Origin of the sequence: Burkholderia cepacia, from assembly GCF_001718835.1 — a bacterium.
In the GTDB taxonomy this organism is placed as follows: Bacteria; Pseudomonadota; Gammaproteobacteria; order Burkholderiales; family Burkholderiaceae; genus Burkholderia; species Burkholderia cepacia_F.
On record NZ_CP013443.1, the window covers coordinates 2,473,370 to 2,497,641 of the forward strand.

Below are 24,272 nucleotides of genomic sequence, written 5' to 3' on the forward strand. Positions count from 1 at the left end.
GTGTAGAACGACCGCTTGTGGCCGGCAGAGGACGACTCGGACAATCAATGTGTTGCCTTAGCGAACAAATATCCGCCAAACTGGGTATGGCACGCGTTCTCCATAAGGTCATTCCCGACCGACCGAACTATTGGCCCGTATGGAAGAGCATCGTCCTTCGCATGTAGACGACGATACGACCAGCTCCTTATACCATAGAGCTTCCAGAGTCATACCATCACCAATCCATTGAAGGCACCATGAAAAAAATCATTTATTTAGTGTTTTTATTGCTACCCGCGACTTCATTTGCTGAAGCGTGCATCAGCGGCATGAATGTATACGACGATTTATCTTGCACGCTCCACGCTCTCGATAAATCAAAAAAAGATCTCAATGCAATTTATCAGAAAATATATGCATCCACACAATACAAGGATGAGCTGGAGAAATCACAGAAGGCCTGGCTCAATTATAGAGAAAAGCAATGCAATGGCTATATTGCAGCCGAGGCCTCGCAATCCCAAGGCGCCGGCCCCGGCCTGATTACGAAAGACTGTCTCGTCACGATCACCAGGCAGCGAGTTGACTATTTGAAAACTCTTCTCAAAAGATAGCAGACCGAAAATGAAGTCAGCAAACCGCATCGAGATCCGGCTCGTCGAGCACGATCTCCTGCCCTCGTTCGCGGATCTGCAAGTGTGAGACCGGCGTGGTCGTCCGCGCCGCCATCTGCCATTAGAACAGACCCACTGGCTGCGCCGCATCATCCCGGCTGGAACGGACAATTCGTTCCGGTCGACGCCCTTTTATGACCTCCAGCAACCGTATATTGGAGCGGCATGGCCTCGATGTGGACGCGCCGGAGCAAGGGTGATCATCGAGGTAGAGCAGCGTATGAGGGCGATCATGCTGCCTACCTTCAAGCCTTCCCGACCTCGCGCGAACACCCATCGTCCGGCCCTTGCGAACCACCCATCCCGACGTTGGTCGATCGGATAGCAGCCCGCAACGCACGCGCCATGTAAACTATCGCCTATTGCGCACTCCGGCTCCAACTGGCCGGTCACGATCATATCGAGGGTTCGGCGCCGCCGCTTTCACGAATCCGGCCGATTCACGACAAGCAACCGGCGGCCCCCGAATGAACCCCGAACATGCGCGGGACGAACGTTATCCCGCCCAAAACCAACCGATTACGCTCATTTTTGATGGAAAACACGCCCGTCAGCAACGAAACCCCAATGGACTCGCAATCGCTCAAGGGCACGCCCGCCGCGGCCGCGAGCGATACGCAGTCGTCCGCGGCCCGCGCCGTCGCCGGGCTCGAAAACCACACGCCAATGATGCAGCAGTACCTGCGCATCAAGGCCGACCATCCCGACACGCTTGTCTTCTACCGGATGGGCGACTTCTACGAGCTGTTCTTCGAAGATGCGGAAAAGGCCGCACGCCTGCTCGACCTGACCCTCACGCAACGCGGCGCATCGGCCGGCACGCCGATCAAGATGGCCGGCGTACCGCACCACGCGGTCGAACAGTATCTCGCCAAGCTCGTGAAGATGGGCGAATCGGTCGCGATCTGCGAACAGATCGGTGATCCCGCCACGTCGAAGGGCCCCGTCGAGCGCAAGGTCGTGCGCGTCGTCACGCCCGGCACGCTGACCGATGCAGCACTGCTGTCCGACAAGAACGACGTTTACCTGCTCGCGATGTGCACGGGCCACAACAAGCGTGGCGTCGCGGTCAATGTCGGCCTCGCATGGCTGAACCTCGCAAGCGGCGCGCTGCGGCTCGCAGAAATCGAACCCGAGCAGCTCGCTGCCGCGCTCGAGCGCATCCGGCCGGCCGAGATCCTGACGCCGGACGGCGCAACCGACGCCGTGCCGGCAGGCGCAGGCGCAAGCAAGCGCGTGCCGGCGTGGCACTTCGACATCGCGTCGGGCACGCAGCGCCTGTGCGACCAGCTCGATGTCGCGAGCCTCGACGGCTTCGGCGCGCACTCGCTGACGAGCGCGTGCGGCGCGGCCGGCGCGCTGCTGCTCTATGCAGCGGCCACACAAGGCCAGCAGTTGCGGCACGTGCGCAGCCTGAAGGTCGAAAACGAAACCGAGTACATCGGGCTCGATCCGGCCACGCGCCGCAACCTCGAACTGACCGAAACCCTGCGCGGCACCGAATCGCCGACCCTGTATTCGCTGCTCGACACCTGCTGCACGACGATGGGCAGCCGCCTGCTGCGTCACTGGCTGCATCACCCGCCGCGCGCGTCGGTTGCCGCGCAATCGCGCCAGCAGGCCATCGGCGCCCTGCTCGATGCGCCGGCGAACGCGAGCCTCGATGCGCTGCGCAGCGCGCTGCGCCAGATCGCCGACGTCGAACGGATCACCGGGCGCCTTGCGCTGCTGTCCGCGCGCCCGCGTGACCTGTCGAGCCTGCGCGACACGTTCGCCGCCCTCCCGGCGCTGCGTGAGCGCATCAGCGCGATCGTCGCGAACGCGGACGCACTCACCCGCGTCGACGCGGCACTCGCACCGCCCGCCGAATGCCTCGACCTGCTGACGAGCGCGATCGCGCCCGAACCGGCCGCGATGGTGCGCGACGGCGGCGTGATCGCGCGCGGCTACGACGCCGAGCTCGACGAGCTGCGCGACATCTCGGAGAACTGCGGGCAGTTCCTGATCGATCTCGAAGCGCGCGAGCGCACGCGCACCGGCATCGCGAACCTGCGCGTCGAATACAACAAGGTGCACGGCTTCTACATCGAGGTTACGCGCGGCCAGACCGACAAGGTGCCCGACGACTATCGCCGGCGCCAGACGTTGAAGAATGCCGAGCGCTACATCACGCCCGAACTGAAGACTTTCGAGGACAAGGCGCTGTCCGCGCAGGAACGCGCGCTGGCGCGCGAGCGCGCGCTGTACGACGCCGTGCTGCAGGCACTGCTGCCGTTCATCCCCGAGTGCCAGCGCGTCGCATCGGCGCTCGCCGAACTCGACCTGCTCGCCGCATTCGCCGAACGCGCCCGCGCGCTCGACTGGGTCGCGCCTACCTTCACCGACGAGATCGGCATCGAAATCGAACAGGGCCGCCACCCGGTCGTCGAGGCACAGGTCGAACAGTTCATCGCGAACGACTGCCGGTTCGGCACCGAGCGCAAGCTGCTGCTGATCACCGGCCCGAACATGGGCGGTAAGTCGACGTTCATGCGGCAGACCGCGTTGATCGCGCTGATGGCTTACGTCGGCAGCTACGTGCCGGCCAGGTCGGCATGCTTCGGCCCGATCGACCGGATCTTCACGCGCATCGGCGCGGCGGACGATCTCGCGGGCGGCCGCTCGACGTTCATGGTCGAGATGACCGAAGCCGCGGCGATCCTCAACGACGCGACACCGCAAAGCCTCGTGCTGATGGACGAGATCGGCCGCGGCACGTCGACGTTCGACGGCCTCGCGCTCGCGTGGGCCATCGCGCGCCATCTGCTGGCGCACAACGCGTGCTACACGCTGTTCGCGACGCACTACTTCGAGCTGACGCAACTGCCGGCGGAATTTCCGCAAGCGGCCAACGTCCACCTGTCGGCCGTCGAGCACGGCCACGGCATCGTGTTCCTGCACGCGGTCAACGAAGGTCCGGCCAACCAGAGCTACGGCCTGCAGGTCGCACAGCTCGCAGGCGTTCCGGCGCCCGTGATCCGCGCCGCGCGCAAGCACCTCGCGTACCTCGAACAGCAGTCGGCGTCGCAGCACACGCCGCAGCTCGACCTGTTCAGCGCGCCGCCGGTGGCCGCCGACGATCTCGAATGCGCGGACGCGCCGGCCACCCCGAGCGCGCCCCACCCCGCGCTCGAAAAACTGCGCGACATCGATCCCGACGATCTCAAGCCGCGCGAGGCGCTCGACCTGCTGTACGAACTGCGCACGCTGGTCCGGTCGCACGATGCCGACGGGCACGCGTAAGCGCGCGGCGGCCGGCCGGCTCGTGCACGCAGCCGTCGCGCTCGCCGCGGCGGCTGCGCTCGCGCTTTCCGGCGCGCTCGCCCAGGCGGCGCCCGCGAAGCGCGCCGGCGCGCCCTATTCGTTCGCGGTCGTCTCCGGCGTGATCGCGTCGCCTGCGGACGAGGTCGCCGCCCAGCGGCTGCTCGATGCGATCGCGCGCGAGCGCAATCTCGCGTTCGTGGTCTATGCGGGCGATCTCAAGGGAGCCAGGGAAGCGTGCCGCGATGCACTGTATTCGCAGCGCGGCGCGATTCTCGACGCATCGCGCGTGCCGCTCGTGTTCGTGCCCGGCCGCGACGACTGGGTCACCTGCAACACGGCGGCGGGAGGCGGCTACGACCCGGTCGAGCGGCTCGATTTCCTGCGGCAGACGCTGCTCGCCGATTCGGCACTGCCCGACCCCGGCGCGCTGCCGATCACGCGGGAAAGCGAAGTCGCACGGTTCCGGCCGTATCGGGAGAATGCACGCTGGATGCGCGACGACATCGTCTACGTCGCACTCAACGCGCCGGCGCCGAACAACCATTACCTGACGGCCGGCGGCCGCAACGGCGAATTCGAGGACCGCATCATCGCGAACGGTTTCTGGATCGACCACGCGGCCGAATACGCGAAGCGGCGCGAAGCGCGTGCGATGGTGGTGATGTTCGAAGGCGATCCGCAGTTCGAACGCTATGAACGCGCGGAACGCTTCGCATGGCTGCGTTTCAACCGGCCGCGCGTGCGCGACGGCTTCCGCGAGTTGAAACGAACGCTGGTGAAGGCGGCGGCGACGTTCCGCGGCCCGATACTCGTGATGCACGCGAGCGGCGAAGCACTGGCGAACGGCTTCGCCATCGATCGTCCGCTGCGTACCGACAATGGGGAACTCGTAGGCAACCTGACGCGCGTCGCGATCGGACCGCGCCGGCCTGCCAGTCAATGGGTGAAGGTCGGCGTGTCGCCGGCACGGCAGACGATCTTCAACGTGAGCCTGCAGGAAGTACCGAAGAACCTGCCCGTGCCGCCGGCCTTGCCGGCCGCACCGCACGACGACGTCCCGCTGCCGCAGATGCCGGAAATCCCTGCATTGCCGGCGCTACCCGACGCGTCGTCGGTCGCGCCGCCACTGCCGGGCGACAGCAGGGCGCCGAATGACGCATCAGGCCCCGCGCCGGCGCCCTACTTCACGGCTCCGACGCAAGGCGCGCCCGCCAGCTCAGTGCAGGGTACGCCCTGACGGCGCTTCGCCGTCTTCGTCATCGTCCTCGTCGACGATCTCGAGCCCTTCCGCGCCATGTGCGTGCTCATGCTCGATTTCGTCTTCGGTGGCTTCGCGAACGTCCTTCACGGTCAGTGCGAAACGCAGCGCCATGCCCGCCAGCGGGTGGTTGCCGTCGAGCACGACCTTGTCTTCGGCGATATCGGTGACCGTATAGATCAGCGAATCGACTTCCTCGTCGCCGTCTTCCGGCGTGCCTTCGAACTGCATGCCCACTTCCAGCGGCTCGGGAAAACGATCGCGCGGCTCGATCTTCACGAGTTCGGGATCGTAGTCGCCGAACGCGTCCTGCGGCTCGAGCTGGACCTGCGCCTCGTAGCCCGGCTCGTGGCCGTCGAGCTGTTCCTCGATCTTGGGGAACGTGCCATCATAGCCGCCGTGCAGATAAACCATCGGCTCGTCACTTTCCTCGATCAGATTGCCCTGTGCGTCCGACAGCTTGTAAGTGACCGACACGACGGTGTTTTTTGCGATTTTCATCCAATTCTCCCAAATACAAGTCTCATTATACGATGCGCAACCGGTCTCAAGCCGAACCGCGGGATGCCGCTGCCGCCCCGCTCGGCGCGCCGCCTTCCGATCTTCCCACGCCGCTGCTCGGCGGTCTTACGCCGACGCAATTCATGCGCGGCTACTGGCAGAAGAAGCCGCTCCTGATCCGCCAGGCGATCCCCGGCGTCGCGTCGCCGGTCTCGCGCGACGCGCTGTTCGAGCTCGCCATGGACTATGACGCGGAATCGCGACTGATCACCCATTTTCGTAACAAGTGGCAACTGACTCACGGCCCGTTCGAACCGGGCTCGCTGCCGGCCGTCACGCGCAAGGCCTGGACCCTGCTCGTACAGGGGCTCGACCTGCACGTCGACGCGGCGCGCGCGCTGCTCGACCGCTTCCGCTTCATCCCCGACGCGCGGCTGGACGACCTGATGATCTCGTACGCGACGGACGGCGGCGGCGTGGGCCCGCATTTCGATTCATACGACGTCTTCCTGCTGCAGGTCGAGGGCCGGCGCCGCTGGCGCGTCGGCGCGCAGAAGGACCTGTCGCTGCAGCCGGACGTGCCGCTGAAGATCCTCGAAAACTTCGAGCCGAGCGACGAATGGGTGCTGGAACCCGGCGACATGCTGTACCTGCCGCCGCACATCGCGCACGACGGCGTGGCCGAAGGCGAATGCATGACCTGCTCGATCGGCTTCCGGGCTCCGTCCGCAGGCGAACTGGGCGCCCAGTTCCTGTACTATCTCGCGGAGCGTGGCGGCCTGCGGGACGGGGGCGGCGACGACCTCTACCGCGACCCGAAGCAGCCGGCCGTCGACACGCCCGCGCAACTGCCTCCGGCGATGGTCGAGCGCGTTGCCGAGATCGTCGACGCGATTCGCTGGCGCAAGCGCGACGTCGCAGCGTTTCTCGGCTGCTACCTGAGCGAGCCCAAACCGAACGTCGTTTTCGACCCGCCCGCGCGCCCGTTGTCCGAGGCCGCGTTCGTCACGCAAGCGTCACGTCGCGGCGTGTGTCTCGACAGAAGGGCCGCATTGATGTATAACGCGCGCTCGTACTTCATTAATGGCGAGGAAGGATCGCTCGGGCAGACCAGCGAATGGCTGCCCGAACTGGCCAATCAACGCCAGATGGAGGCGAAACGGTTTGTAACACTATCCCGGGCTCCCTCAATGACAGCTTTATTGCACGAGTGGTATCGTGCGGGCTGGATACGGGTCGGAAACCGGAATTAGTGTGAGTCGCCCCGTATGCCCGTACGGATCAAATTCTGTATGGGAAAGACAACGTATTGACCCCGCATTTGTCGACGGTCGATAGGAAAGTGCATATAATTTCCGCCCAAGCCGTAGGGAAGATTCACGCTCTAGAAGTGCATCTCCACCAGCGGCCCAGGTCGGTGTTGGAGCACATTACCGGTATTGTTTCGCGCTGTTGCTTACTTTAACCATAAAAGGACGTGATCATGAAGAAATCCCTCCTCGTAGCTTCCCTGTTGGCTGCTGTTGCACTGGCTGCTTGCAACAAGAGCGCTGATCAAGCTGCTTCGTCGGCTGCAAGCGACGCGGCTGCTGCTGCTTCGACGGCTGCTTCGGCAGTTGCTGGTGCTGCGAGCGACGCTTCGGCTGCTGCTTCGTCGGCAACGGCTGCTGCGAGCGATGCTGCTGCTGCAGTGGCGTCGGCTGCTTCGGCAGCGACGGCTGCTCCGGCTTCGGGCGCAAGCCAGTAAGCCTCAGCGTCAGCTGAAAAAAACCGGCCCGAGGGCCGGTTTTTTTACGTCTGCCGTTTTCGCGCCTGTCGCCCGGCAGTCGTATCGGGCCGCCACAGCGGCGCTGCCCCGCTCACCCGAGCGCCAGCCAGTCGAAGCCCGTGTCCTGCGTGGCCACGATCACGTCCTCCCCGTTCGTCCCCAGTACGCCGCCAAACGCCTGGCGGACCAGTTCCGGCAGGTTGTTCTGCTGGCTCAGGTGCGCCCCGACCAAGTGCCGGAGGCGGCTGCGCTCGAGCGACGCGAGGATGTCCGCCGCCGCGTCGTTGCTCAGGTGGCCGTGGTTGCCGCCGATGCGTGCCTTCAGCGACTGCGGATAGCGGCTCGCGGCCAGCATCGCGGTGTCGTGGTTGGATTCGAGCACCAGCGCGTCACAGCCGCTCAGGACGGCCGTGATGTGCGGCGTGGCCATGCCGACGTCCGTCAGCACGCCGAGCCGGCTGCAGCCGTCCATAAAGACGAACTGGAGCGGCTCGCGTGCGTCGTGAGGGACCGTATAGGGCATCACGGCCAGATCGCGTATCGCGGCCGTCTCGTCGCCCCACAGCACGTGGAGGTCGACGTCGGCCTCGTCCGCGCCGACCGCGCGCGCGGTGCCCCAGCTCATGTAGAGCGGCAGCGACGCCCGGCGGGCGAGCGTCAGCGCACTACCGACGTGGTCGCTGTGTTCGTGGGTAATCAGGATCGCATCGAGATCGCCGATGCAGAGATTCAGACGGCCGAGCCGACGCTCGACCTCCTTGGCGGAAAAGCCGCAGTCGAGCAGCACGCGGGTGGTCGTCGTGCCGCTCGAGGCCTCGACGACCAGCGCGTTGCCTTCGCTGCCGCTTCCGAGGCTGGCGAATCGCACGCGCTCAGTTCAGCTGCGCGTGGAGCAGCGAAATGATCCGCTGCGCGTCCGACGAGTTGTCGACCTGGCCGTTTGCGCCGATCACCGCGACCTGCGTGCCGCCGTTGCCTTGCGCACGCACGTTGACCAGGAATTCCTTGCCCGGCTTCGCGGCCGCCGGGCCGCCGTAGAACAGCTTGCCGAACAGGCCGTCACGCTTCAGCTCTTCCATCGAATTCGCATAGCGCACGGTGTACACGCCCTTCTCGCGGTCGCGATTGTCGACCGTGAAGTTGGTCCGGTCGAGCGCCAGGCCCACTCGCAGCCACGCACGGTCGAACGACTCGGCCAGCTGCAGCGTCGCCGCGCCGTTGCTCGTGTCGCTGACCTGCGCCGGCGCCGTCGCGGGGCGTGCATCGGTCAGCAGCTGCTTTGCCTGCGCATCGGTCAGGCCGAACTTCTGCATCAGCTTCGACAGGAACACGGCTTCCAGCACCGGGTTGCGCGGACGCTCCTCCCAGCGCGACGACGTGCCGCCCTGCGGGCCGACCATCATTTCCTCCATCGCGCTGTGTGTGATCGAGATGTCGGTGTTGCCGTCCGACGTGCGGTTCACGAGCGTACGGAAGCGGTCGCGCGTGCCGGACGAGTAGGCGAAATCGATGACCTTGCCGATCGTGCGGCGGAACCAGTCGTCGGGAATGTTCGCACGGTTTTCGGCCCAGTCGGTGGCCATGATGCCCGTCGACGGTGCATCGGTCTTCAGCGAGAAACCGTTCTCCTGCCAGAACTCCTTCAGGATCGGCCACAGCTGCTCGGGCGTCCGGCCGTCGACGACGAGCCAGCGGCGGTCGCCGTCGCGCTCGATGTGCATGCCGAGCGGATCCTGCGCGCTCGGGATGCCGTCGGTGGCGTTGCCGGCCTGGGTCGTGACCCGCGGCGGCAGCGTGCCGAGGCCGGCGTTGCTCGGCGGCGCGACGAACTGCTGCGTCGTCGGTACCGGCTTCAGGTCGCTCGGCACCGCGAGCGGCGGCGCCGAACCGGTGTTCTTGTAGTTGACCCGGTCGGGGGCCAGATAGTCGTTCAGCGTATCGCAGCCGGCGAGCGCGCCCAGCGCCAGCGCCACCACCGACATCTGGATGGCGCGAGAGGAAAAGGCGAAACGTTTCATGAAATCCTTCGTCTTGCTAGAACGCTCGTCAGGAGCGGCGCCGGACGGAGCCGGCCGGTGCGGGTTGATCAGGGTGCGAGCCGGCGGCCGCAGGACGCGGCCGCCCTGGCATCAGGCGAGAACGCCGGCCTCGACGAGGGCCGAACGCACGGCATCGTGGCAACGCTCGTCGAGCGCCGTGAGCGGCAGCCGGATGCCGCCCTGCATCTTGCCCATCGCCTGCAGCGCCCACTTCACCGGAATCGGGTTCGCCTCGATGAACAGGTTCTTGTGCAGCGACAGCAGCTTCATGTGCAGTTCGCGGGCCGTTTGTACGTCGCCGGCCAGCGCCGCGCGGCACAGTTCGCTCATCGCACGCGGTGCGACGTTCGCCGTGACCGAGATGTTGCCGTGGCCGCCGAGCAGCATCAGCGCGATCGCCGTCGGATCGTCGCCGCTGTAGATCGCGAAATGCTTCGGTGCGGCCTTGATCAGGTGCGCGGCGCGATCGATGTTGCCGGTCGCTTCCTTCACGCCGATGATGCCCGGGACTTCCGCGAGGCGCAGCATCGTCTCGTTCGCCATGTCCGCGACCGTGCGGCCCGGCACGTTGTACAGGATCACCGGCAGGTCGACCGCTTCGGCGATCGTCTTGAAGTGACGGTACATGCCTTCCTGCGTCGGCTTGTTGTAGTACGGCACGACCTGCAGCGTCGCGTCCGCGCCGACAGCCTTCGCGTGCTTCGTCAGCTCGATCGCCTCGGCGGTCGAGTTGCCGCCCGCGCCCGCGATGATCGGGATGCGTTTCGCCGCATGCTCGACCGCCGTGCGGATCATCAGGATGTGCTCTTCGACGTTGAGCGTTGCCGACTCGCCGCTCGTACCGACCACGACGAGCGCATCGGTGCCTTCCGCGATATGCCAGTCGATCAGTTTGCGAAACGCCGGCAGGTCGAGACTGCCGTCTTCGAGCATCGGGGTGACGATCGCGGGGATGCTGCCGCGGATTTGAATGCCGTCTTGGGTGCCGTTAGCCATGAAACGCGATTGAGAGATTATGTACCGGTAAACGTTGAGATTGTAGCGGATTAGCCGGGCAGTTCGTAACGTGGAATTCCCGCCCCCGCCTTCGGGGTCGCGCCCTCGCGTACTGCGCAGAGACGCTGGACGAACGCCTCGCGCGGCGCGGCGACGAACCCGTCCTCGTACGCAACCACCCGCAGGCGGCCGTGCACGGCGTCTAGCAGCTCGCCCGGGGCGAGCAGGAACGCGGGGTTGGACGGTTTACCGACCGATTCGTTTCCTTGCGCGAAGGTTTCGTAGATGAGCACGCCGCCCGGCGCCACCGCATCGAGCAGATGGGGCCAGAGCGGGCGATGCAGATAATGGGTGACGATCACCGCCGAAAACGGCTCGCCGGCCGGCAGTGGCCACGGCGCGCCTTCGAGATCGGCGTCACGGGCGTCGACGCCCGGAATCGCTCGCAACGCGGCCAGCGCGACCGGGTCGCGGTCGAGTGCGACGACCGGGTGCCCGTGCGACGCGAACCAGCGCGCATGACGGCCGCCGCCCGCGGCGACATCCAGCACCGCGCCGCCTGCCGGCACGAGCCGCGACCATTGCGCGACCCAGCGCGACGGCTCGGCCTGGGCGACGTGGCCGCCCGCGGCGGCGATGACGGATGCGCTCATGCGGCTGATCAGTTGTACGACAGGCCCATCGCGTCGCGCACGTCGCGCATCGTTTCCGTCGCGTACTTGCGCGCCTTGTCGCAACCGTCCGCGACGATCGCGCGCAACAGCGACGGATCGTCCATGTACTTCTGCGCACGCTCGAGCATCGGCTGCTGCTCGCGCAGGATGCCTTCGACGACCGGCTGCTTGCAATCGAGGCAGCCGATGCCCGCCGAACGACAACCCTTCTGCACCCAGTCGTGCGTCGCTTCGTCCGTATAGACCTGGTGCAGCTGCCACACCGGGCACTTGTCCGGATCGCCCGGATCGGTGCGGCGCACGCGCGCGGGATCGGTCGGCATCGTGCGGACCTTCTTCGTGATCGTCTCGACGTCTTCACGCAGGCCGATCGTGTTGCCGTACGACTTGGACATCTTCTGCCCGTCGAGACCCGGCATCCGCGATGCTTCGGTGAGGAGCGCCTGCGGCTCGACGAGGATGATCTTGCGCGCGCCTTCGAGATAACCGAACAGGCGCTCGCGGTCGCTCATCGACAGGCTCTGCGATTCCTGCAGCATCGCGCGCGCCTGTTCGAGCGCCTCGTCGTCGCCCTCCTGCTGGTAAGCGTTGCGCAGCTCGTGATAGAGCTTCGCGCGCTTGCCGCCGAGTTTCTTCGCGGCGTCGAGCGCCTTCTCCTCGAAACCCGGCTCGCGGCCATACAGGTAGTTGAAGCGGCGCGCGATCTCGCGCGTCATCTCGACGTGCGGCACCTGGTCTTCACCGACCGGCACGAGCGAGCCGCGATACAGCAGGATGTCGGCCGCCATCAGCACCGGGTAGCCGAGGAAGCCGTAGGTCGACAGATCCTTGTCCTTCAGCTTCTCCATCTGCTCCTTGTAGGTCGGCACGCGCTCGAGCCAGCCGAGCGGCGTGCTCATGCCGAGCAGCAGCGCGAGTTCGGCATGCTCGGGCACCTTGCTCTGGATGAACAGCGTCGCCTGGGCCGGATCGATGCCGGACGCAAGCCAGTCGATCAGCACGTCCCACACGTTCTTCTCGATGACCTCGGGAGTCTCGTAGTGCGTCGTCAGCGCATGCCAGTCGACGACGCAGAAAAAGCACGGGTACTCGGACTGCAGCTTCACCCAGTTTTTCAGCACGCCATGGTAATGACCGAGGTGCAGCGACCCGGTGGGTCGCATGCCGGAGAAAATACGTTCAGGGAACATGATTGTCGTTAGAAAAGCGAGGCGAATGGGGAGAGGATAGCGCTCAGGACGGCGTAGCCGACGTTGACGAGCGGGCGCAGCCAGAAGTTCGTCAGCACGCCCGTCGCGACCAGCACGAGGACGATGATGAAACCGTACGGCTCGATGCGCGACAGCGCGATCGATTGCTTCGTCGGCAGCAGCGCCGCCAGGATGCGGCCGCCGTCGAGCGGCGGCAGCGGAAACAGGTTCAGCACGCCCAGCACGAGGTTCGCGCTGACGCCGGCAAACGCCATCCGCGTGAAGAACGGCTCGTCGATGCCGACGGCCGGCAGCACGAGCGTCAGCACGCCCCAGATCAGCGCCTGAACGAAGTTGCAGGCCGGCCCCGCGAGCGATACCCACAAGCTGCCCCAGCGCGGATCGCGCAGGTTGCCGAACGACACCGGCACCGGCTTCGCATAGCCGAACAGGAACGCGCCGCCCGTCAGGAAATACATCGCGAGCGGGATCGCGATCGTGCCGAGCGGATCGATGTGGCGCATCGGGTTGAACGATACGCGCCCCATCATGTAGGCGGTGTTGTCGCCGAGCAGGCGGGCGGCGTAGCCGTGCGCGGCCTCGTGCAGCGTGATCGCGAAGATCACGGGCAGCGCGTAGACGGCGATGGTCTGTATCAGGGAAGCATCCATATCGCGTTATTGTAACAAGCGCAATCGCACGGACACGGAAGGAACGGCGCGGGTTCACGCCGCCGTCAGCCCGAACGGCTCGAGCGCGCCGCGCCCCGCGCGCACGAGCTCGGGCTCGTCGCCGGTGAGGTCGATCACCGTCGACGGCTCGCGCGGGCACGCGCCGCCGTCGATCACGAGATCGACCTGTTTCTCGAGCCGCGCACGAATGTCTTCGGGATCGTTGAGCGGCTCGTCGTCCGGCGGCAGGATCAGCGTCGTGCCGAGCAGCGGCTGGCCGAGCGATTCCAGCAACGCGAGCGTGATCGCGTGATCGGGCACGCGCAACCCGATCGTCTTGCGCGACGGATGCGACAGCCGGCGCGGCACTTCCTTGGTCGCCTGCAGGATGAACACGTACGGGCCGGGCGTCACCGACTTGATCTGGCGGTACTGGCGGTTGTCGACCATCGCGAAGTTGGCGAGCTCCGACAGGTCGCGCACGAGCAGCGACAGGTGCTGCTTCTCGTCGAGGCCGCGAATCCGGCGCACCCGCTCGACCGCGTCCTTGTCGTCGAGATGGCACGCGAGCGCATAGCTCGAATCGGTCGGCATCGCGATCACGCCGCCCTTGCTGACGATCTCCACGGCCTGCTTGATCAGGCGCGGCTGCGGATTGTCCGGATGAATCCTGAAGAACTGGGACATGGGGATGGATAAAGAGGGAATGAACGGGGGGCGCGCCGCAGCGGCGACGCGCGCGGCCGGCCCGCCGGGGGCGTCAGAGCCAGCGCTCCCAGACCGGTGTCAGGTCGGGCGGCAGCGGCGGCAGGCTGCCGAGCTCGACACGGCCCTCGCCTGGCGCATGAAAATCCGAGCCGCGCGATGCCTCGAAGCCGAAGCGGCGTGCGACGTCCGCGTATTCGCGGTACTGGTCGGGCGTGTGGCTGCCCGTCACGACCTCGATCGCGCGGCCGCCCAGATCGATGAACTCGCCGAAAAACGCGTCGAATTCGACGGGCGCATAGCGATAACGGCCCGGATGCGCGATGACCGCCTCGCCGCCCGCGCCGCGGATCCACTGCACGGCGTCGGGCAGCGTCGCCCAACGGTGCGGGACGAACCCGGGCTTGCCGTCGCCGAGCAGGCGATCGAATACGTCGGACGTCGATTCGGCGTGGCCGTTCTCGACGAGAAACCGGGCGAAATGCGTGCGCGAGATCAGGTCGGGATTCGATACGTACTTCAGCGCGCCTTCGTATGCACCGGGAATGCCGAGCGTGGCAAGCTGCGCGCCGATCGCCACGGCGCGCGCCGCGCGGCCATGGCGCGTGCGATACAGGCCGTCGACGAGCACCGGATTTGCCGGATCGACGTTCAGGCCGACGATGTGCACGGTGCGCGACGCCCACGTGACCGAAATCTCGACGCCACTCAGGTAGCGCATGCCGAGCGCTTCCGCTTCGCCGCGCGCCGCCGCCTGGCCGCCGATTTCGTCGTGGTCGGTCAACGCCCACAGGGTCACGCCGCCGGCATGGGCGCGGCGCGCGACGTCGGCAGGCGACAGCAACCCGTCGGAAACATTCGAATGGCAGTGGAGATCGGCGTTCATTGTCGGCATGGCAGGTAAGGCTTCATTCTACTGCAACGCGGCATTCCGCCGCCGCCCCTCCCCCTTTCCGCCCCGCTGCGCGCCGGCCGCGAACGCTACGCGCAGAACGCCTCGATCAGCGCCGCGATCTGCTCGGGCTGGTCGTGATGCACCATGTGGCCGGCATCCTCGACGAGCTTCTCGCGCCAATCGGGGAACGCATTGAAACGCGCCTTGAATTCCGGCAGCGGGATGCCGCCGGCCAGATAGGCGAGCGTCGGCGAGTTGACGGCCTCGACGTGCAGCACCTTCGCGCGCACCTGCGCCCAGGTCGCCATCACTTCGTCGAGCCGGTACAGCAGCGGGCCCGGCATCTTGTGCGCGGGGTCGGCCAGCAGGTGGTAGAGGCCGTCGTCGCCGCGCTTCGACCAGTGCGCGGCAAGGAACGCGGCGCGGCGCGGGTCCAGCCGCGGATTGGTCCTGGTCAGGCGCGCCGCCACGTCGTCGAGTGACGCGTAGGGCTTCAGCGCCGACGGCTCGCGCAGGCCGTCGAGCCAGCCGCGCAGCCGGCGCGGCGCCTGCTCGGCCCGCGCGGGCGCGAGCCCGAAACCCTCCAGATCGACCACGCGCCGCACGCGCTCCGGCCGCGCACCCGCATACAGGCACACGACGTTCGCACCCATGCTGTGCCCGACCAGGTTGACTTCGCCGGCCGGCGCGTAGTGGTCGACGAGCGCATCGAGGTCGCCCAGGTATTCGTGGAACCAGTAGTGGCCGCCGCCCTGCCGCGCGACCGGCCAGTCGGACAGCCCGAAGCCGCGCGCATCGGGCGCGATCACCTGCCAGTCGCCCGCGAGCGCATCGACGACGAACTGGAACGACGCCGCGACGTCCATCCAGCCGTGCAGCATGAACAGCGTCGGCGCATCGGGCCGGCCCCAGCGCCGGACATGCAGCTGGACGCCGCGCACCGTGACGAAATCGGAAACAGAACTCGAGGCACTCATTGCAGCCGCTCAAAAAAAGAATGGTCGTTCGATTATAACGACGCCGCCGCGCAGGCGCGTGCCGCGATCGTCACGCGTGTCGAGGCACTCCTCTAGGCGCCGCCGCCCTGCCTGACGGGTAATGCCGTCGATCAGGCTCCTTCCCGCGTCGCGGCGTCGTCCTGCGCCGCGAGCGCGTCCAGCTCGGCGGGCTCGAAGCCGGCGCTGCGGCGCGCATCGAAATTGAACGGGCCACGCAACCGCGGCGCATGGTATTGCTCGGCGAGCTGCCGGTAGGTCGGTACGGGATCGCGGCCGGCTTCGTCGCACAGATGCCGGAACCAGCGGTTGCCGATCGCGACATGGCCGATTTCGTCGCGCAGGATCACGTCGAGGATCGCGGCCGACGCATCGTCGCCCGCCTGGACGAGCCGCGCGCGGATCGGCGGCGACGCGTCGAGCCCACGGGCCTCGAGCGTACGCGGCACGAGCGCCATGCGCGCAAGCACGTCGCCCTTGGTTCGCTCGCACATTTCCCAGAGGCCGTTGTGCGCGGGAAAATCGCCATACGCATGGCCGAATTCGGCGAGCCGGCCGGCCAGCAACGAAAAGTGATACGCCTCTTCAGCGGCGACCTTCAGCCAGTCCGAGTAGAACGCGTCCGGCTGGCCGCCAAAGCGCCACACCGCATCGAGCGCCAGGTTGATCGCATTGAACTCGATATGGGCAAGCGCGTGCAGCAGCACGGCGCGCCCTTCGGGCGAACGCATGCTGCGGCGCTCGAGCTGGCGCGGCTCGACGAGCGGCGGGCGCGCCGGGCGCCCGGGCAGGTCGGCCGGCTCCGGCAGGACGAGCGACGGGGCGATCGCCGCCCGCCCGGCCAGCAGCGCGTCGTACAGCGTGTGCACCCGGGCAGCCTTCGCGGCGGGCTCGGGCGTGCGCAGGGCGTCGAGCGCGGCGCGGCGCACGCAGGTCGACGCGTCGGAATCGACGGATGAAGAACGCACCATGTTCATGACCGGGGCACCGTTGAATGCGCGTCGGGAGCCGCCGCGCGCAACCGTTTACAATACGCGCTTGTACTGCTGCGACAGGCGCGGCGCGAAACGCGTCATTCTACCGACGCCTGCCGAACGATACCGCCTTGCATGAAACCGGACTCGGCGCTCAAGCGCCGGGGCCGATCGACAAAGGAGACAATGTGACGATCTACAAGCTGGGCGATACGGCCCCGACGATCCACGAAAGCGTATTCGTCGCCGATACGGCGGCCATCATCGGCAAGGTCGTGCTCGAGGAGAACGCGAGCGTCTGGTTCGGCGCGACGATTCGCGGCGACAACGAGACGATTACCGTCGGCGCGGGCAGCAACGTCCAGGAAGGTGCGGTCCTGCACACGGACCCGGGCTTTCCGCTGATGATTGCCGACAACGTGACGATCGGGCACCAGGCGATGCTGCACGGCTGCACGATCGGCGAAGGGTCGCTGGTCGGGATTCAGGCGGTGGTCTTGAATGGAGCGGTGATCGGCCGCAACTGTCTGGTTGGTGCCGGCGCGGTCGTGACGGAAGGCAAGACGTTCCCGGACAATTCGCTGATTCTCGGCGCACCGGCGAAAGTCGTGCGCGAGCTGACGGCGGAAGACGTCGCGCGGCTGCGCACGAACGCGAAGACGTACGTCGAGCGGCGTGCGCATTTCAAGGAGCAACTCGTGCGGATCGGGTGATTCGCACGGATTTCAAGGAAGAAGAGTGAGCGACCAGTTACAGAAATTCATGTTCAATGCGGCGCCCGTGCGCGGCGAGATCGTTTCGCTGCGCAATACGTGGCAGGAAGTGCTCTCCCGCCGCGACTACCCGGCCCCCGTGCGCACGGTGCTCGGCGAGATGATGGCCGCGTGCGCGCTGCTGTCCGCGAACCTGAAATTCAACGGCACCCTGATCATGCAGATCTTCGGCGACGGGCCGGTCCAGATGCTGGTCGTCCAGTGCGGTTCGGATCTGTCGATGCGGGCCACCGCGAAGTTCGCCGGCGACGCCGCCCAGACGATCGGCGACGATACGAGCTTCGCATCGCTCGTCAATGCAAGCGGTCACGGCCGTTGCGTGATCACGCTCGACCCGGCCGACAAGTTGCCGGGCCAGCAGCCGTACCAGGGCATCGTGCCGCTGAACGGCGTCGACGGCCCGCTCGAATCCGTCTCGCAGGTACTCGAGCACTACATGCATCACTCGGAGCAGCTCGACACGCGGATGTGGCTCGCGGCCGATCGCGACCGCGCGGTCGGCATGCTGCTGCAGAAGCTGCCGGGCGACGGCGGCATCGTGCCGCGCAACGCCGAAACCGATACCGATACGTGGGAACGCGTCTGCACGCTCGGCGGCACGCTGTCCGCCAAGGAACTGCTCGAGGTCGAACCCGAAGTCGTGTTCCGCCGGCTGTTCTGGCAGGAAAACGTGCAGCACTTCGAGCCGGCCGGCACACGCTTCCAGTGCTCGTGCTCGCGCGAGAAGGTCGGTGCGATGCTGCGCATGCTCGGCCGCGAAGAAGTCGACAGCGTGATCGTCGAGCGTGGCCACGTCGAGATCCATTGCGAGTTCTGCAATCAGCGCTATGAATTCGATCCGGTCGACGTCGCGCAGCTGTTTGCCGCGCCCGAACTCGCGAGCGGCGTGACGCCTGCCGCCGAGCAACGTCACTGAGCCGCACGAGCACGCACCCGCCGGCGCGCGGGCGCATAATGACGCACGAGCGTCGAGCGCGTGCCCCCCGCCGCCGGTCGCCGGCGCGCTGCTGGAGAAGGACATGAATCGCCTGTTTCGCCCCCTGTTGCTGACGAGCGCCGCAGCCGCCCTGCTCGTCCTCGCCGGTTGCGCGGTGCAGCCGGCCTCCACGATCCTGAGCCGCCTGCCCGAACAACGCGCGTCCGGCCAGCCGGTGACGTTGACGCCTGCCGAACGCAAGCGCTATGACGAGATCGACCAGCAGGTGCTGCGCGAACAGGACGACGCGATCGCGACCGAAGCCGCGATTCGCGCGTGGTCGTACTACACGCCGCCGCCCGTCACGTACTATGGCGGTTACTACGGCGGCGGGTGGGGGCACGGCTGGGGCACGGGTATCAGCTACGGCTACCCGGGATGGTGGTGGTAAGCCCTTCAACGGCTCGATTGCTGATCGGCAGGAAATAAAAAAGCGCGGCATTGAATTGGCCGCGCTCTTTCAACAGGCTCGCATCACCGCAATCAGTGATGAGGCTGCTTCCCCTTGTCGCCGCCATGATGCCGAGACGGCTTCGCGATCGACTGCGGATTCGGCACGACGCGCACCGGCGCCGCGGACACGGCGCCGCGCGTCGACGTATTCGACGGCGTGTTGTTCAGCGGCGCGGCCGGTGCATTCGGCGACACGAACTGCACGAATACCTCGCCGTCCTTCACCATGCCCATCTCGTAGCGCGCGCGCTCCTCGATGGCCGCGGTGCCGCTCTGCAGATCCTGCACTTCGCCGGCGGTACGCTCGTTGCGCAGCTTCTCGTCCGCATTCTTCTGCAGCTGGTCGTCGAGCTGCTGACGCAATTCATGCACCCGCAGCCAGCCGCCGTGTCCCCACCATAGGGGGTACTGAATGAGCGCCAGCAAGGCAATCAGGACGACAGTGACAAGCCGCATGTAAGAGACGCAGATATAAGAAGCGCCGCTCCGCGCACATGCACAGAGCGGCGTCGATATGACGAACCCGATAGTAGCGCGTTAGCGCAGGTTATAGAAAGCCGATTTACCCGGGTAGCTCGCAATGTCGCCGAGATCTTCCTCGATGCGCAGCAGCTGGTTGTACTTCGAAATACGGTCGCTGCGCGACAGCGAACCCGTCTTGATCTGACCGGCGTTCAGGCCGACCGCGATATCCGCGATCGTCGAATCTTCCGTTTCGCCCGAGCGGTGGGAGATCACGGCCGTGTAGCCTGCGCGCTTCGCCATTTCGATTGCCGCGAACGTTTCGGTCAGCGTACCGATCTGGTTGATCTTGATGAGGATCGAGTTCGCGATGCCCTTCTCGATGCCTTCCTTCAGGATGCGCGTGTTCGTGACGAACAGGTCGTCGCCGACCAGCTGCACCTTCTTGCCGAGGCGGTCGGTCAGCAGCTTCCAGCCTTCCCAGTCGCTTTCGTGCATGCCGTCCTCGATCGACACGATCGGGAACTTGTCGGCGAGCGTCGCGAGGTAGTCGGTGAATTCGGCCGACGACAGTTGCAGGCCTTCGCCCGCGAGCTGGTACTTGCCGTCGTGATAGAACTCGGATGCCGCGCAGTCGAGCGCGAGCAGCACGTCTTCGCCCGCACGGTAGCCGGCCTTCTCGATCGCCTGGAGGATCGTCGACAGGCACTCGTCGTTGCTGCCGAAGTTCGGCGCGAAGCCGCCTTCGTCGCCGACTGCCGTGCTCATGCCGCGGTCGCTCAGGATCTTCTTCAGTGCGTGGAACACTTCCGCGCCGCAACGCAGGGCTTCACGGAACGTCGGCTGGCTCACCGGGACGATCATGAATTCCTGGATGTCGAGGCTGTTGTTCGCATGCGCGCCGCCGTTGACGATGTTCATCATCGGCACCGGCAGCTGCATCGCGCCCGAACCGCCGAAGTAACGGTACAGCGGCAGGCCTGCCTCTTCGGCGGCTGCCTTCGCGACGGCCATCGACACGGCCAGCATCGCGTTCGCGCCGAGGCGCGACTTGTTGTCGGTGCCGTCCAGCTCGAGCAGCGTCTTGTCGAGGAACGCCTGTTCCGACGCGTCGAGGCCCATGATGGCTTCGGAGATTTCGGTGTTGATGTGCTCGACCGCCTTCAGCACGCCCTTGCCGTTGTAGCGGCCGGCTTCGCCGTCGCGCAGTTCGATCGCTTCACGCGAGCCGGTGGACGCGCCCGACGGCACCGCCGCGCGGCCCATCGTGCCCGATTCGAGCAGCACGTCGCATTCGACGGTGGGGTTGCCGCGCGAATCCAGAATCTCGCGGCCGATGATATCTACGATTGCACTCATGGGTTTCCTCTGAGAATGACGATGGATTCTTCAAACTGCGACGGCGCGCGCGCCTGAACCGCTTTCGCTACTGACGCGCGAAACCGTCGCAAGGTTCATTCGATCTTTTAATTGAAATCGTTTTCCAGGAACGGATGGCGCTTCACCGCCTGGTCGAGCGTGACGAGGGTCTCCAGCAGCGCGCCCATCCGGTTCAGCGGTACCGCGTTCGGGCCGTCCGATTTTGCCTCGGCCGGATTCGGGTGCGTTTCCATGAAGAGGCCGGCGACACCCGTCGCGACCGCCGCACGCGCGAGCACCGGCACGAATTCGCGCTGGCCGCCCGAGCTCGTGCCCTGCCCGCCCGGCAACTGCACCGAGTGGGTCGCATCGAACACGACCGGCGCGTTCGTCTCGCGCATGATCGCGAGCGAACGCATGTCCGACACGAGATTGTTGTAGCCGAACGAGACACCGCGCTCGCACGCCATGAAGCGGTCTTCCGACAGCCCCGCTTCACGTGCGGCGTCGCGCGCCTTGTCGATCACGTTCTTCATGTCGTGCGGCGCGAGGAACTGGCCCTTCTTGATGTTGACGGGCTTGCCCGAGCGCGCGCACGCCTGGATGAAATCGGTCTGGCGGCACAGGAACGCGGGCGTCTGCAGCACGTCGACGACCGACGCGACCTGCTCGATCTCGTCGATCGAATGCACGTCGGTCAGCACCGGCAGGCCGAGCTGGCGCTTCACCTCGGACAGGATCCGCAGGCCCTCGTCCATTCCGAGGCCACGAAACGACTTGCCCGAGCTGCGGTTCGCCTTGTCGTACGACGACTTGTAGATGAACGGCACGTTCAGCTTCGCGCAGATTTCCTTCAGGCGGCCTGCCGTGTCGATCGTCATTTGCTCCGATTCGACGACGCAGGTACCCGCGATCAGGAAGAAAGGCTTGTCGAGACCGACCTCGAAATCGCACAGCTTCATGCTTGTACTCCGCGCGCTTGCTTGTTGGCGAGCGCGGCTTCGACGAACGACTTGAAGAGGGGATGACCGTCACGCGGCGTGGACGTGAATTCCGGGTGGAACTGGACGCCGACGAACCACGGGTGCATCGAACGCGGCAGCTCCATCATTTCCGGCAGATCCTCGCTCGGGGTACGGGCGCTGATGATAAGGCCGCCGGCTTCGAGCTGGGGCACGAAGCGGTTATTGACTTCATAACGGTGGCGATGGCGTTCGTTCACGTCCTTGCCATAGATTTCTTCGGCCATCGTGCCGGGCTTGATCGGGCAGCGCTGCGAACCGAGGCGCATCGTGCCGCCGAGGTCGGATTCCTCGGTGCGCGTCTCGACCTTGCCGTCACGGTCATACCACTCGGTGATCAGCGCGACCACGCGTTCCGGCGTGTCCGGCTCGAACTCCGTGCTGTTCGCCTGCTTCAGGCCGACGACGTCGCGTGCGAATTCGATCACCGCGAGCTGCATGCCGAGGCAGATGCCGAGATACGGCACCTTGGCCTCACGCGCATAGCGGATCGCCGCGATCTTGCCTTCCGTGCCGCGACGGCCGAAACCGCCCGGCACCAGCACGGCGTCGAGGTGCTTCAGGCTGTCGACACCGTTCGACTCGATCTCTTCCGAGTCGATGTATTCGATGTTGACCTTGGTCGACGTATGCAGCGATGCGTGGCGCAGCGCCTCGATCAACGACTTGTACGACTCGGTCAGGTCGACGTACTTGCCGACCATGCCGATCGTCACTTCGTGCTTCGGGTTCTCGAGCTTCTCGACGAGCTCCGACCACATGCTCAGGTCGGCGTCCTTCGGCGACAGCTTCAGTTCCTCGCAGATGATCCGGTCGAGGCCCTGGTCGTGCAGCATCTGCGGAATCTTGTAGATGCTGTCGGCGTCCCACACCGAGATCACGGCGTCTTCCGGCACGTTCGAGAACATCGAGATCTTCTTCGATTCGTCGTCCGGAATGCGGCGGTCCGCACGGCACAGCAGCACGTGCGGCAGGATGCCGATCTCGCGCAGCTTCTGCACGCTGTGCTGGGTCGGCTTCGTCTTCAGCTCGCCGGCCGTCGCGACGTACGGCACCAGCGTCAGGTGCACGAAGCACGCGCTGTTGCGGCCGAGGCGCAGGCTCATCTGGCGCGCGGCTTCAAGGAACGGCAGCGATTCGATGTCGCCGACCGTGCCGCCGATCTCGACGATCGCGACATCCGGCTCGCCGCAGGTGGCCGATGCCGCCCCGCGCTCGATGAACGCCTGGATTTCGTTCGTGATGTGCGGAATGACCTGCACGGTCTTGCCGAGATAGTCGCCGCGGCGTTCCTTGCGGATCACCGATTCGTAGATCTGGCCGGTCGTGAAGTTGTTGGCCTTGCGCATCTTCGTGCTGATGAAGCGCTCATAGTGGCCGAGGTCGAGGTCGGTCTCCGCCCCATCTTCCGTCACGAACACTTCGCCGTGCTGGAACGGGCTCATCGTGCCGGGGTCGACGTTGATGTAGGGATCGAGTTTGAGGAGGGTGACTTTCAGACCGCGCGATTCGAGGATCGCGGCGAGGGAAGCGGCGGCAATACCCTTGCCAAGGGAAGAAACTACGCCGCCGGTGACGAAAACATATTTGGTCATCGCTGGATGCTCGCGGGAAAAACGGATTATACCGTAAAGCCCGCCCTTCTCTCAGCAATTGACTCGATGATCGCGCCCTTTCGCGCTGTGCCGCGCCAGCCGAGCATGACGCGTCGGATGTGGGCGGCCGGGCCGCGTTTCAGGCGTCGTGCGCGGACACGGCGCCCCCTTCTTCCGCGCGCAGCATATTCAGCATCCGCTGCAATGCGCGGGCGGTCTCGAGCGGCCGCTCCATCGGGAACAGGTGGCTGCCTTCCAGCCATTCGACGCGGCCGCGCGCCGCGCGCCGCGTCGCATCGAGTCCGACCTGGCGCACCTCGCGCGAACGCGTGCCGGCGAGAAAACCGAGCGGCACCGGCGCGCCGTGTGCGAGCCTCGGGCCGAGCGTATGCGGCAGCGTCCGGTAGATCAGGTATTCGACCTGCCGGTCGAACGCGAGCGCCCGCTCGCCGTCGGCACCGGCCTGCGGAATCCCGTAGTCGATGTAGTCGGCCAGCATCCGCTCGTCCCAGCGGGCGAACGCCGGTTTCTCGCGGAAGTGCCGCCAGACTTCGTCACGGCTCGCCCAGCGCGTGCGCCGGTTGCGCGTCGCGGCCGCCGGCGACAGCCGCTCGTCGAGCCCCGCCCACTGGCTCGCACGCAGTGCACCGGCCCGCCACCCCGCGATGATCGGCGAATCGATCATCACGACGCCGCGCACCCAATGAGGCTTCTTCAGCGCAGCCATCAGCGACAGGTAGCCGCCGAGCGAATGGCCGACGAGCCAGACGGGACGCTCGTAGCGGCTGCCGATGTCGTCGAGCAGTTGCTCGACGAGATGCGGCCAGTCGCGCGTCACCGGGTAGCGGCGGTCGTGGCCGATCCGTTCGATGTAGCGCAGCTCGTAGTCGTCGGCCAGTTCGGCGAAGATCGTGCGATACGTCGACGCCGGAAAGCCGTTCGCATGCGAGAAATGGAGGATGTCCTTCAAACGCCGATGTCTCCTTTGTGGACCCGAGCTGGCGCTT

Annotated in this window: 24 protein-coding genes and 1 pseudogene; 9 read left to right on the forward strand and 16 right to left on the reverse strand. The window is 66.0% G+C overall.

The window, feature by feature from the left end; all coding sequences use genetic code 11:
- Nucleotides 1–239 precede the first annotated feature (239 nt).
- The 3 genes from WT26_RS35745 (at nt 240) to WT26_RS14655 (ending at nt 5,196) form a co-directional block, all read left to right on the forward strand.
- Nucleotides 240–596 carry a lysozyme inhibitor LprI family protein gene (locus WT26_RS35745; protein ID WP_080485666.1) on the forward strand — a complete coding sequence of 119 codons (357 nt, stop codon included), beginning with the start codon at nt 240–242 and terminating at the stop codon, nt 594–596.
- 726 nt (nt 597–1,322) lie between these two features.
- Nucleotides 1,323–3,938, forward strand: a complete 2,616-nt coding sequence (gene mutS / locus WT26_RS14650; protein ID WP_069273771.1) for a DNA mismatch repair protein MutS — start codon at nt 1,323–1,325, stop codon at nt 3,936–3,938.
- Entirely contained in the window at nt 3,919–5,196 is a 1,278-nt protein-coding gene (locus WT26_RS14655; protein ID WP_069273149.1) for a hypothetical protein, read from the forward strand. The genes mutS and WT26_RS14655 overlap by 20 nt, the downstream gene beginning before the upstream one ends.
- On the opposite strand, the gene WT26_RS14660 is transcribed toward WT26_RS14655, so the two are convergent.
- Nucleotides 5,176–5,718 carry an FKBP-type peptidyl-prolyl cis-trans isomerase gene (locus WT26_RS14660; RefSeq protein ID WP_059662895.1) on the reverse strand — a complete coding sequence of 181 codons (543 nt, stop codon included), beginning with the start codon at nt 5,716–5,718 and terminating at the stop codon, nt 5,176–5,178. The two genes, WT26_RS14655 and WT26_RS14660, sit on opposite strands and share 21 nt — an antisense overlap.
- 32 nt (nt 5,719–5,750) lie before the next feature.
- On the opposite strand from WT26_RS14660, the gene WT26_RS14665 reads away from it, so the two are divergent.
- The 3 genes and pseudogenes from WT26_RS14665 to WT26_RS37330 all read left to right on the forward strand — a co-directional run bounded on the left by WT26_RS14665 (nt 5,751) and on the right by WT26_RS37330 (nt 7,465).
- Nucleotides 5,751–6,971 carry a cupin domain-containing protein gene (locus tag WT26_RS14665; RefSeq protein ID WP_069273150.1) on the forward strand — a complete coding sequence of 407 codons (1,221 nt, stop codon included), beginning with the start codon at nt 5,751–5,753 and terminating at the stop codon, nt 6,969–6,971.
- Nucleotides 6,972–7,027: 56 nt separating this feature from the next.
- Nucleotides 7,028–7,272: pseudogene (locus WT26_RS38925) on the forward strand (hypothetical protein).
- A complete protein-coding gene (locus tag WT26_RS37330) occupies nt 7,202–7,465 on the forward strand; it encodes a hypothetical protein (protein ID WP_041493100.1) in 264 nt (87 codons plus the stop codon). The pseudogene WT26_RS38925 and the gene WT26_RS37330 overlap by 71 nt, the downstream one beginning before the upstream one ends.
- 112 nt (nt 7,466–7,577) lie before the next feature.
- Here the strand turns inward: WT26_RS37330 and WT26_RS14670 are convergent, their stop codons facing one another.
- From WT26_RS14670 to WT26_RS14715, 10 genes are all read right to left on the reverse strand, one after another.
- On the reverse strand, nt 7,578–8,354 hold the full coding sequence (locus WT26_RS14670; RefSeq protein ID WP_059532108.1) for an MBL fold metallo-hydrolase: 777 nt from the start codon (nt 8,352–8,354) through the stop codon (nt 7,578–7,580).
- Nucleotides 8,355–8,358: 4 nt separating this feature from the next.
- Nucleotides 8,359–9,504 (reverse strand): outer membrane protein assembly factor BamC, encoded by a 1,146-nt coding sequence (gene bamC / locus WT26_RS14675; RefSeq protein ID WP_059662897.1) that lies wholly within the window; start codon nt 9,502–9,504, stop codon nt 8,359–8,361.
- Between the two features lie 111 nt (nt 9,505–9,615).
- Entirely contained in the window at nt 9,616–10,521 is a 906-nt protein-coding gene (dapA, locus tag WT26_RS14680) for a 4-hydroxy-tetrahydrodipicolinate synthase (protein ID WP_021162674.1), read from the reverse strand.
- Nucleotides 10,522–10,571: 50 nt separating this feature from the next.
- Nucleotides 10,572–11,174, reverse strand: coding sequence for a class I SAM-dependent methyltransferase (locus tag WT26_RS14685; RefSeq protein ID WP_059532103.1), 603 nt, complete (start codon nt 11,172–11,174; stop codon nt 10,572–10,574).
- Between the two features lie 8 nt (nt 11,175–11,182).
- Nucleotides 11,183–12,385 (reverse strand): tryptophan--tRNA ligase, encoded by a 1,203-nt coding sequence (locus tag WT26_RS14690; protein WP_069273151.1) that lies wholly within the window; start codon nt 12,383–12,385, stop codon nt 11,183–11,185.
- A gap of 8 nt (nt 12,386–12,393) precedes the next feature.
- Nucleotides 12,394–13,056 carry a site-2 protease family protein gene (locus tag WT26_RS14695; RefSeq protein ID WP_021157698.1) on the reverse strand — a complete coding sequence of 221 codons (663 nt, stop codon included), beginning with the start codon at nt 13,054–13,056 and terminating at the stop codon, nt 12,394–12,396.
- A gap of 54 nt (nt 13,057–13,110) precedes the next feature.
- Complete coding sequence (locus tag WT26_RS14700; protein ID WP_069273152.1) at nt 13,111–13,743, reverse strand: L-threonylcarbamoyladenylate synthase; 633 nt, start codon at nt 13,741–13,743, stop codon at nt 13,111–13,113.
- 73 nt (nt 13,744–13,816) lie between these two features.
- On the reverse strand, nt 13,817–14,647 hold the full coding sequence (locus WT26_RS14705) for a 3',5'-nucleoside bisphosphate phosphatase (RefSeq protein WP_069273153.1): 831 nt from the start codon (nt 14,645–14,647) through the stop codon (nt 13,817–13,819).
- 95 nt (nt 14,648–14,742) lie between these two features.
- A complete protein-coding gene (locus WT26_RS14710) occupies nt 14,743–15,633 on the reverse strand; it encodes an alpha/beta fold hydrolase (protein WP_069273154.1) in 891 nt (296 codons plus the stop codon).
- A 131-nt stretch (nt 15,634–15,764) separates the two neighbouring features.
- On the reverse strand, nt 15,765–16,628 hold the full coding sequence (locus WT26_RS14715; RefSeq protein WP_196774773.1) for a ferritin-like domain-containing protein: 864 nt from the start codon (nt 16,626–16,628) through the stop codon (nt 15,765–15,767).
- Nucleotides 16,629–16,813: 185 nt separating this feature from the next.
- Here WT26_RS14715 and WT26_RS14720 point away from each other — a divergent pair, with 185 nt between their 5' ends.
- The 3 genes from WT26_RS14720 (at nt 16,814) to WT26_RS14730 (ending at nt 18,765) form a co-directional block, all read left to right on the forward strand.
- Complete coding sequence (locus WT26_RS14720) at nt 16,814–17,338, forward strand: gamma carbonic anhydrase family protein (RefSeq protein WP_069273155.1); 525 nt, start codon at nt 16,814–16,816, stop codon at nt 17,336–17,338.
- Nucleotides 17,339–17,363: 25 nt separating this feature from the next.
- Nucleotides 17,364–18,314, forward strand: a complete 951-nt coding sequence (hslO, locus tag WT26_RS14725) for an Hsp33 family molecular chaperone HslO (protein WP_069273156.1) — start codon at nt 17,364–17,366, stop codon at nt 18,312–18,314.
- 103 nt (nt 18,315–18,417) lie between these two features.
- Nucleotides 18,418–18,765, forward strand: coding sequence for a hypothetical protein (locus WT26_RS14730; RefSeq protein WP_069273157.1), 348 nt, complete (start codon nt 18,418–18,420; stop codon nt 18,763–18,765).
- 92 nt (nt 18,766–18,857) lie between these two features.
- Here the strand turns inward: WT26_RS14730 and ftsB are convergent, their stop codons facing one another.
- From ftsB to WT26_RS14755, 5 genes are all read right to left on the reverse strand, one after another.
- Nucleotides 18,858–19,283 carry a cell division protein FtsB gene (ftsB, locus tag WT26_RS14735; RefSeq protein ID WP_069273158.1) on the reverse strand — a complete coding sequence of 142 codons (426 nt, stop codon included), beginning with the start codon at nt 19,281–19,283 and terminating at the stop codon, nt 18,858–18,860.
- 81 nt (nt 19,284–19,364) lie between these two features.
- On the reverse strand, nt 19,365–20,648 hold the full coding sequence (eno, locus tag WT26_RS14740) for a phosphopyruvate hydratase (RefSeq protein WP_011352544.1): 1,284 nt from the start codon (nt 20,646–20,648) through the stop codon (nt 19,365–19,367).
- 107 nt (nt 20,649–20,755) lie between these two features.
- Nucleotides 20,756–21,610 (reverse strand): 3-deoxy-8-phosphooctulonate synthase, encoded by an 855-nt coding sequence (gene kdsA / locus WT26_RS14745; protein WP_059532088.1) that lies wholly within the window; start codon nt 21,608–21,610, stop codon nt 20,756–20,758.
- On the reverse strand, nt 21,607–23,265 hold the full coding sequence (locus WT26_RS14750) for a CTP synthase (protein WP_021157687.1): 1,659 nt from the start codon (nt 23,263–23,265) through the stop codon (nt 21,607–21,609). The genes kdsA and WT26_RS14750 overlap by 4 nt, the downstream gene beginning before the upstream one ends.
- A gap of 139 nt (nt 23,266–23,404) precedes the next feature.
- The gene (locus WT26_RS14755) at nt 23,405–24,235 is read right to left on the reverse strand and encodes an alpha/beta fold hydrolase (protein ID WP_069273159.1); all 831 of its coding nucleotides are present in this window, start codon (nt 24,233–24,235) and stop codon (nt 23,405–23,407) included.
- Nucleotides 24,236–24,272 lie beyond the last annotated feature (37 nt).

Coding starts and splice junctions, on each gene's coding strand:
- WT26_RS14710 (WP_069273154.1), bottom strand. CDS start 15,633: ATGAGTGCCTCGAGTTCTGTTTCCGATTTCGTCACGGTGCGCGGCGTC.
- WT26_RS14700 (WP_069273152.1), bottom strand. CDS start 13,743: ATGTCCCAGTTCTTCAGGATTCATCCGGACAATCCGCAGCCGCGCCTG.
- WT26_RS14695 (WP_021157698.1), bottom strand. CDS start 13,056: ATGGATGCTTCCCTGATACAGACCATCGCCGTCTACGCGCTGCCCGTG.
- WT26_RS14655 (WP_069273149.1), top strand. CDS start 3,919: ATGCCGACGGGCACGCGTAAGCGCGCGGCGGCCGGCCGGCTCGTGCAC.
- WT26_RS14685 (WP_059532103.1), bottom strand. CDS start 11,174: ATGAGCGCATCCGTCATCGCCGCCGCGGGCGGCCACGTCGCCCAGGCC.
- WT26_RS14750 (WP_021157687.1), bottom strand. CDS start 23,265: ATGACCAAATATGTTTTCGTCACCGGCGGCGTAGTTTCTTCCCTTGGC.
- WT26_RS14660 (WP_059662895.1), bottom strand. CDS start 5,718: ATGAAAATCGCAAAAAACACCGTCGTGTCGGTCACTTACAAGCTGTCG.
- dapA (WP_021162674.1), bottom strand. CDS start 10,521: ATGGCTAACGGCACCCAAGACGGCATTCAAATCCGCGGCAGCATCCCC.
- mutS (WP_069273771.1), top strand. CDS start 1,323: ATGATGCAGCAGTACCTGCGCATCAAGGCCGACCATCCCGACACGCTT.
- ftsB (WP_069273158.1), bottom strand. CDS start 19,283: ATGCGGCTTGTCACTGTCGTCCTGATTGCCTTGCTGGCGCTCATTCAG.
- kdsA (WP_059532088.1), bottom strand. CDS start 21,610: ATGAAGCTGTGCGATTTCGAGGTCGGTCTCGACAAGCCTTTCTTCCTG.
- eno (WP_011352544.1), bottom strand. CDS start 20,648: ATGAGTGCAATCGTAGATATCATCGGCCGCGAGATTCTGGATTCGCGC.
- WT26_RS14730 (WP_069273157.1), top strand. CDS start 18,418: ATGAATCGCCTGTTTCGCCCCCTGTTGCTGACGAGCGCCGCAGCCGCC.
- WT26_RS14690 (WP_069273151.1), bottom strand. CDS start 12,385: ATGTTCCCTGAACGTATTTTCTCCGGCATGCGACCCACCGGGTCGCTG.
- WT26_RS14705 (WP_069273153.1), bottom strand. CDS start 14,647: ATGAACGCCGATCTCCACTGCCATTCGAATGTTTCCGACGGGTTGCTG.
- bamC (WP_059662897.1), bottom strand. CDS start 9,504: ATGAAACGTTTCGCCTTTTCCTCTCGCGCCATCCAGATGTCGGTGGTG.
- WT26_RS14665 (WP_069273150.1), top strand. CDS start 5,751: ATGCGCAACCGGTCTCAAGCCGAACCGCGGGATGCCGCTGCCGCCCCG.
- WT26_RS35745 (WP_080485666.1), top strand. CDS start 240: ATGAAAAAAATCATTTATTTAGTGTTTTTATTGCTACCCGCGACTTCA.
- WT26_RS14715 (WP_196774773.1), bottom strand. CDS start 16,628: ATGAACATGGTGCGTTCTTCATCCGTCGATTCCGACGCGTCGACCTGC.
- WT26_RS37330 (WP_041493100.1), top strand. CDS start 7,202: ATGAAGAAATCCCTCCTCGTAGCTTCCCTGTTGGCTGCTGTTGCACTG.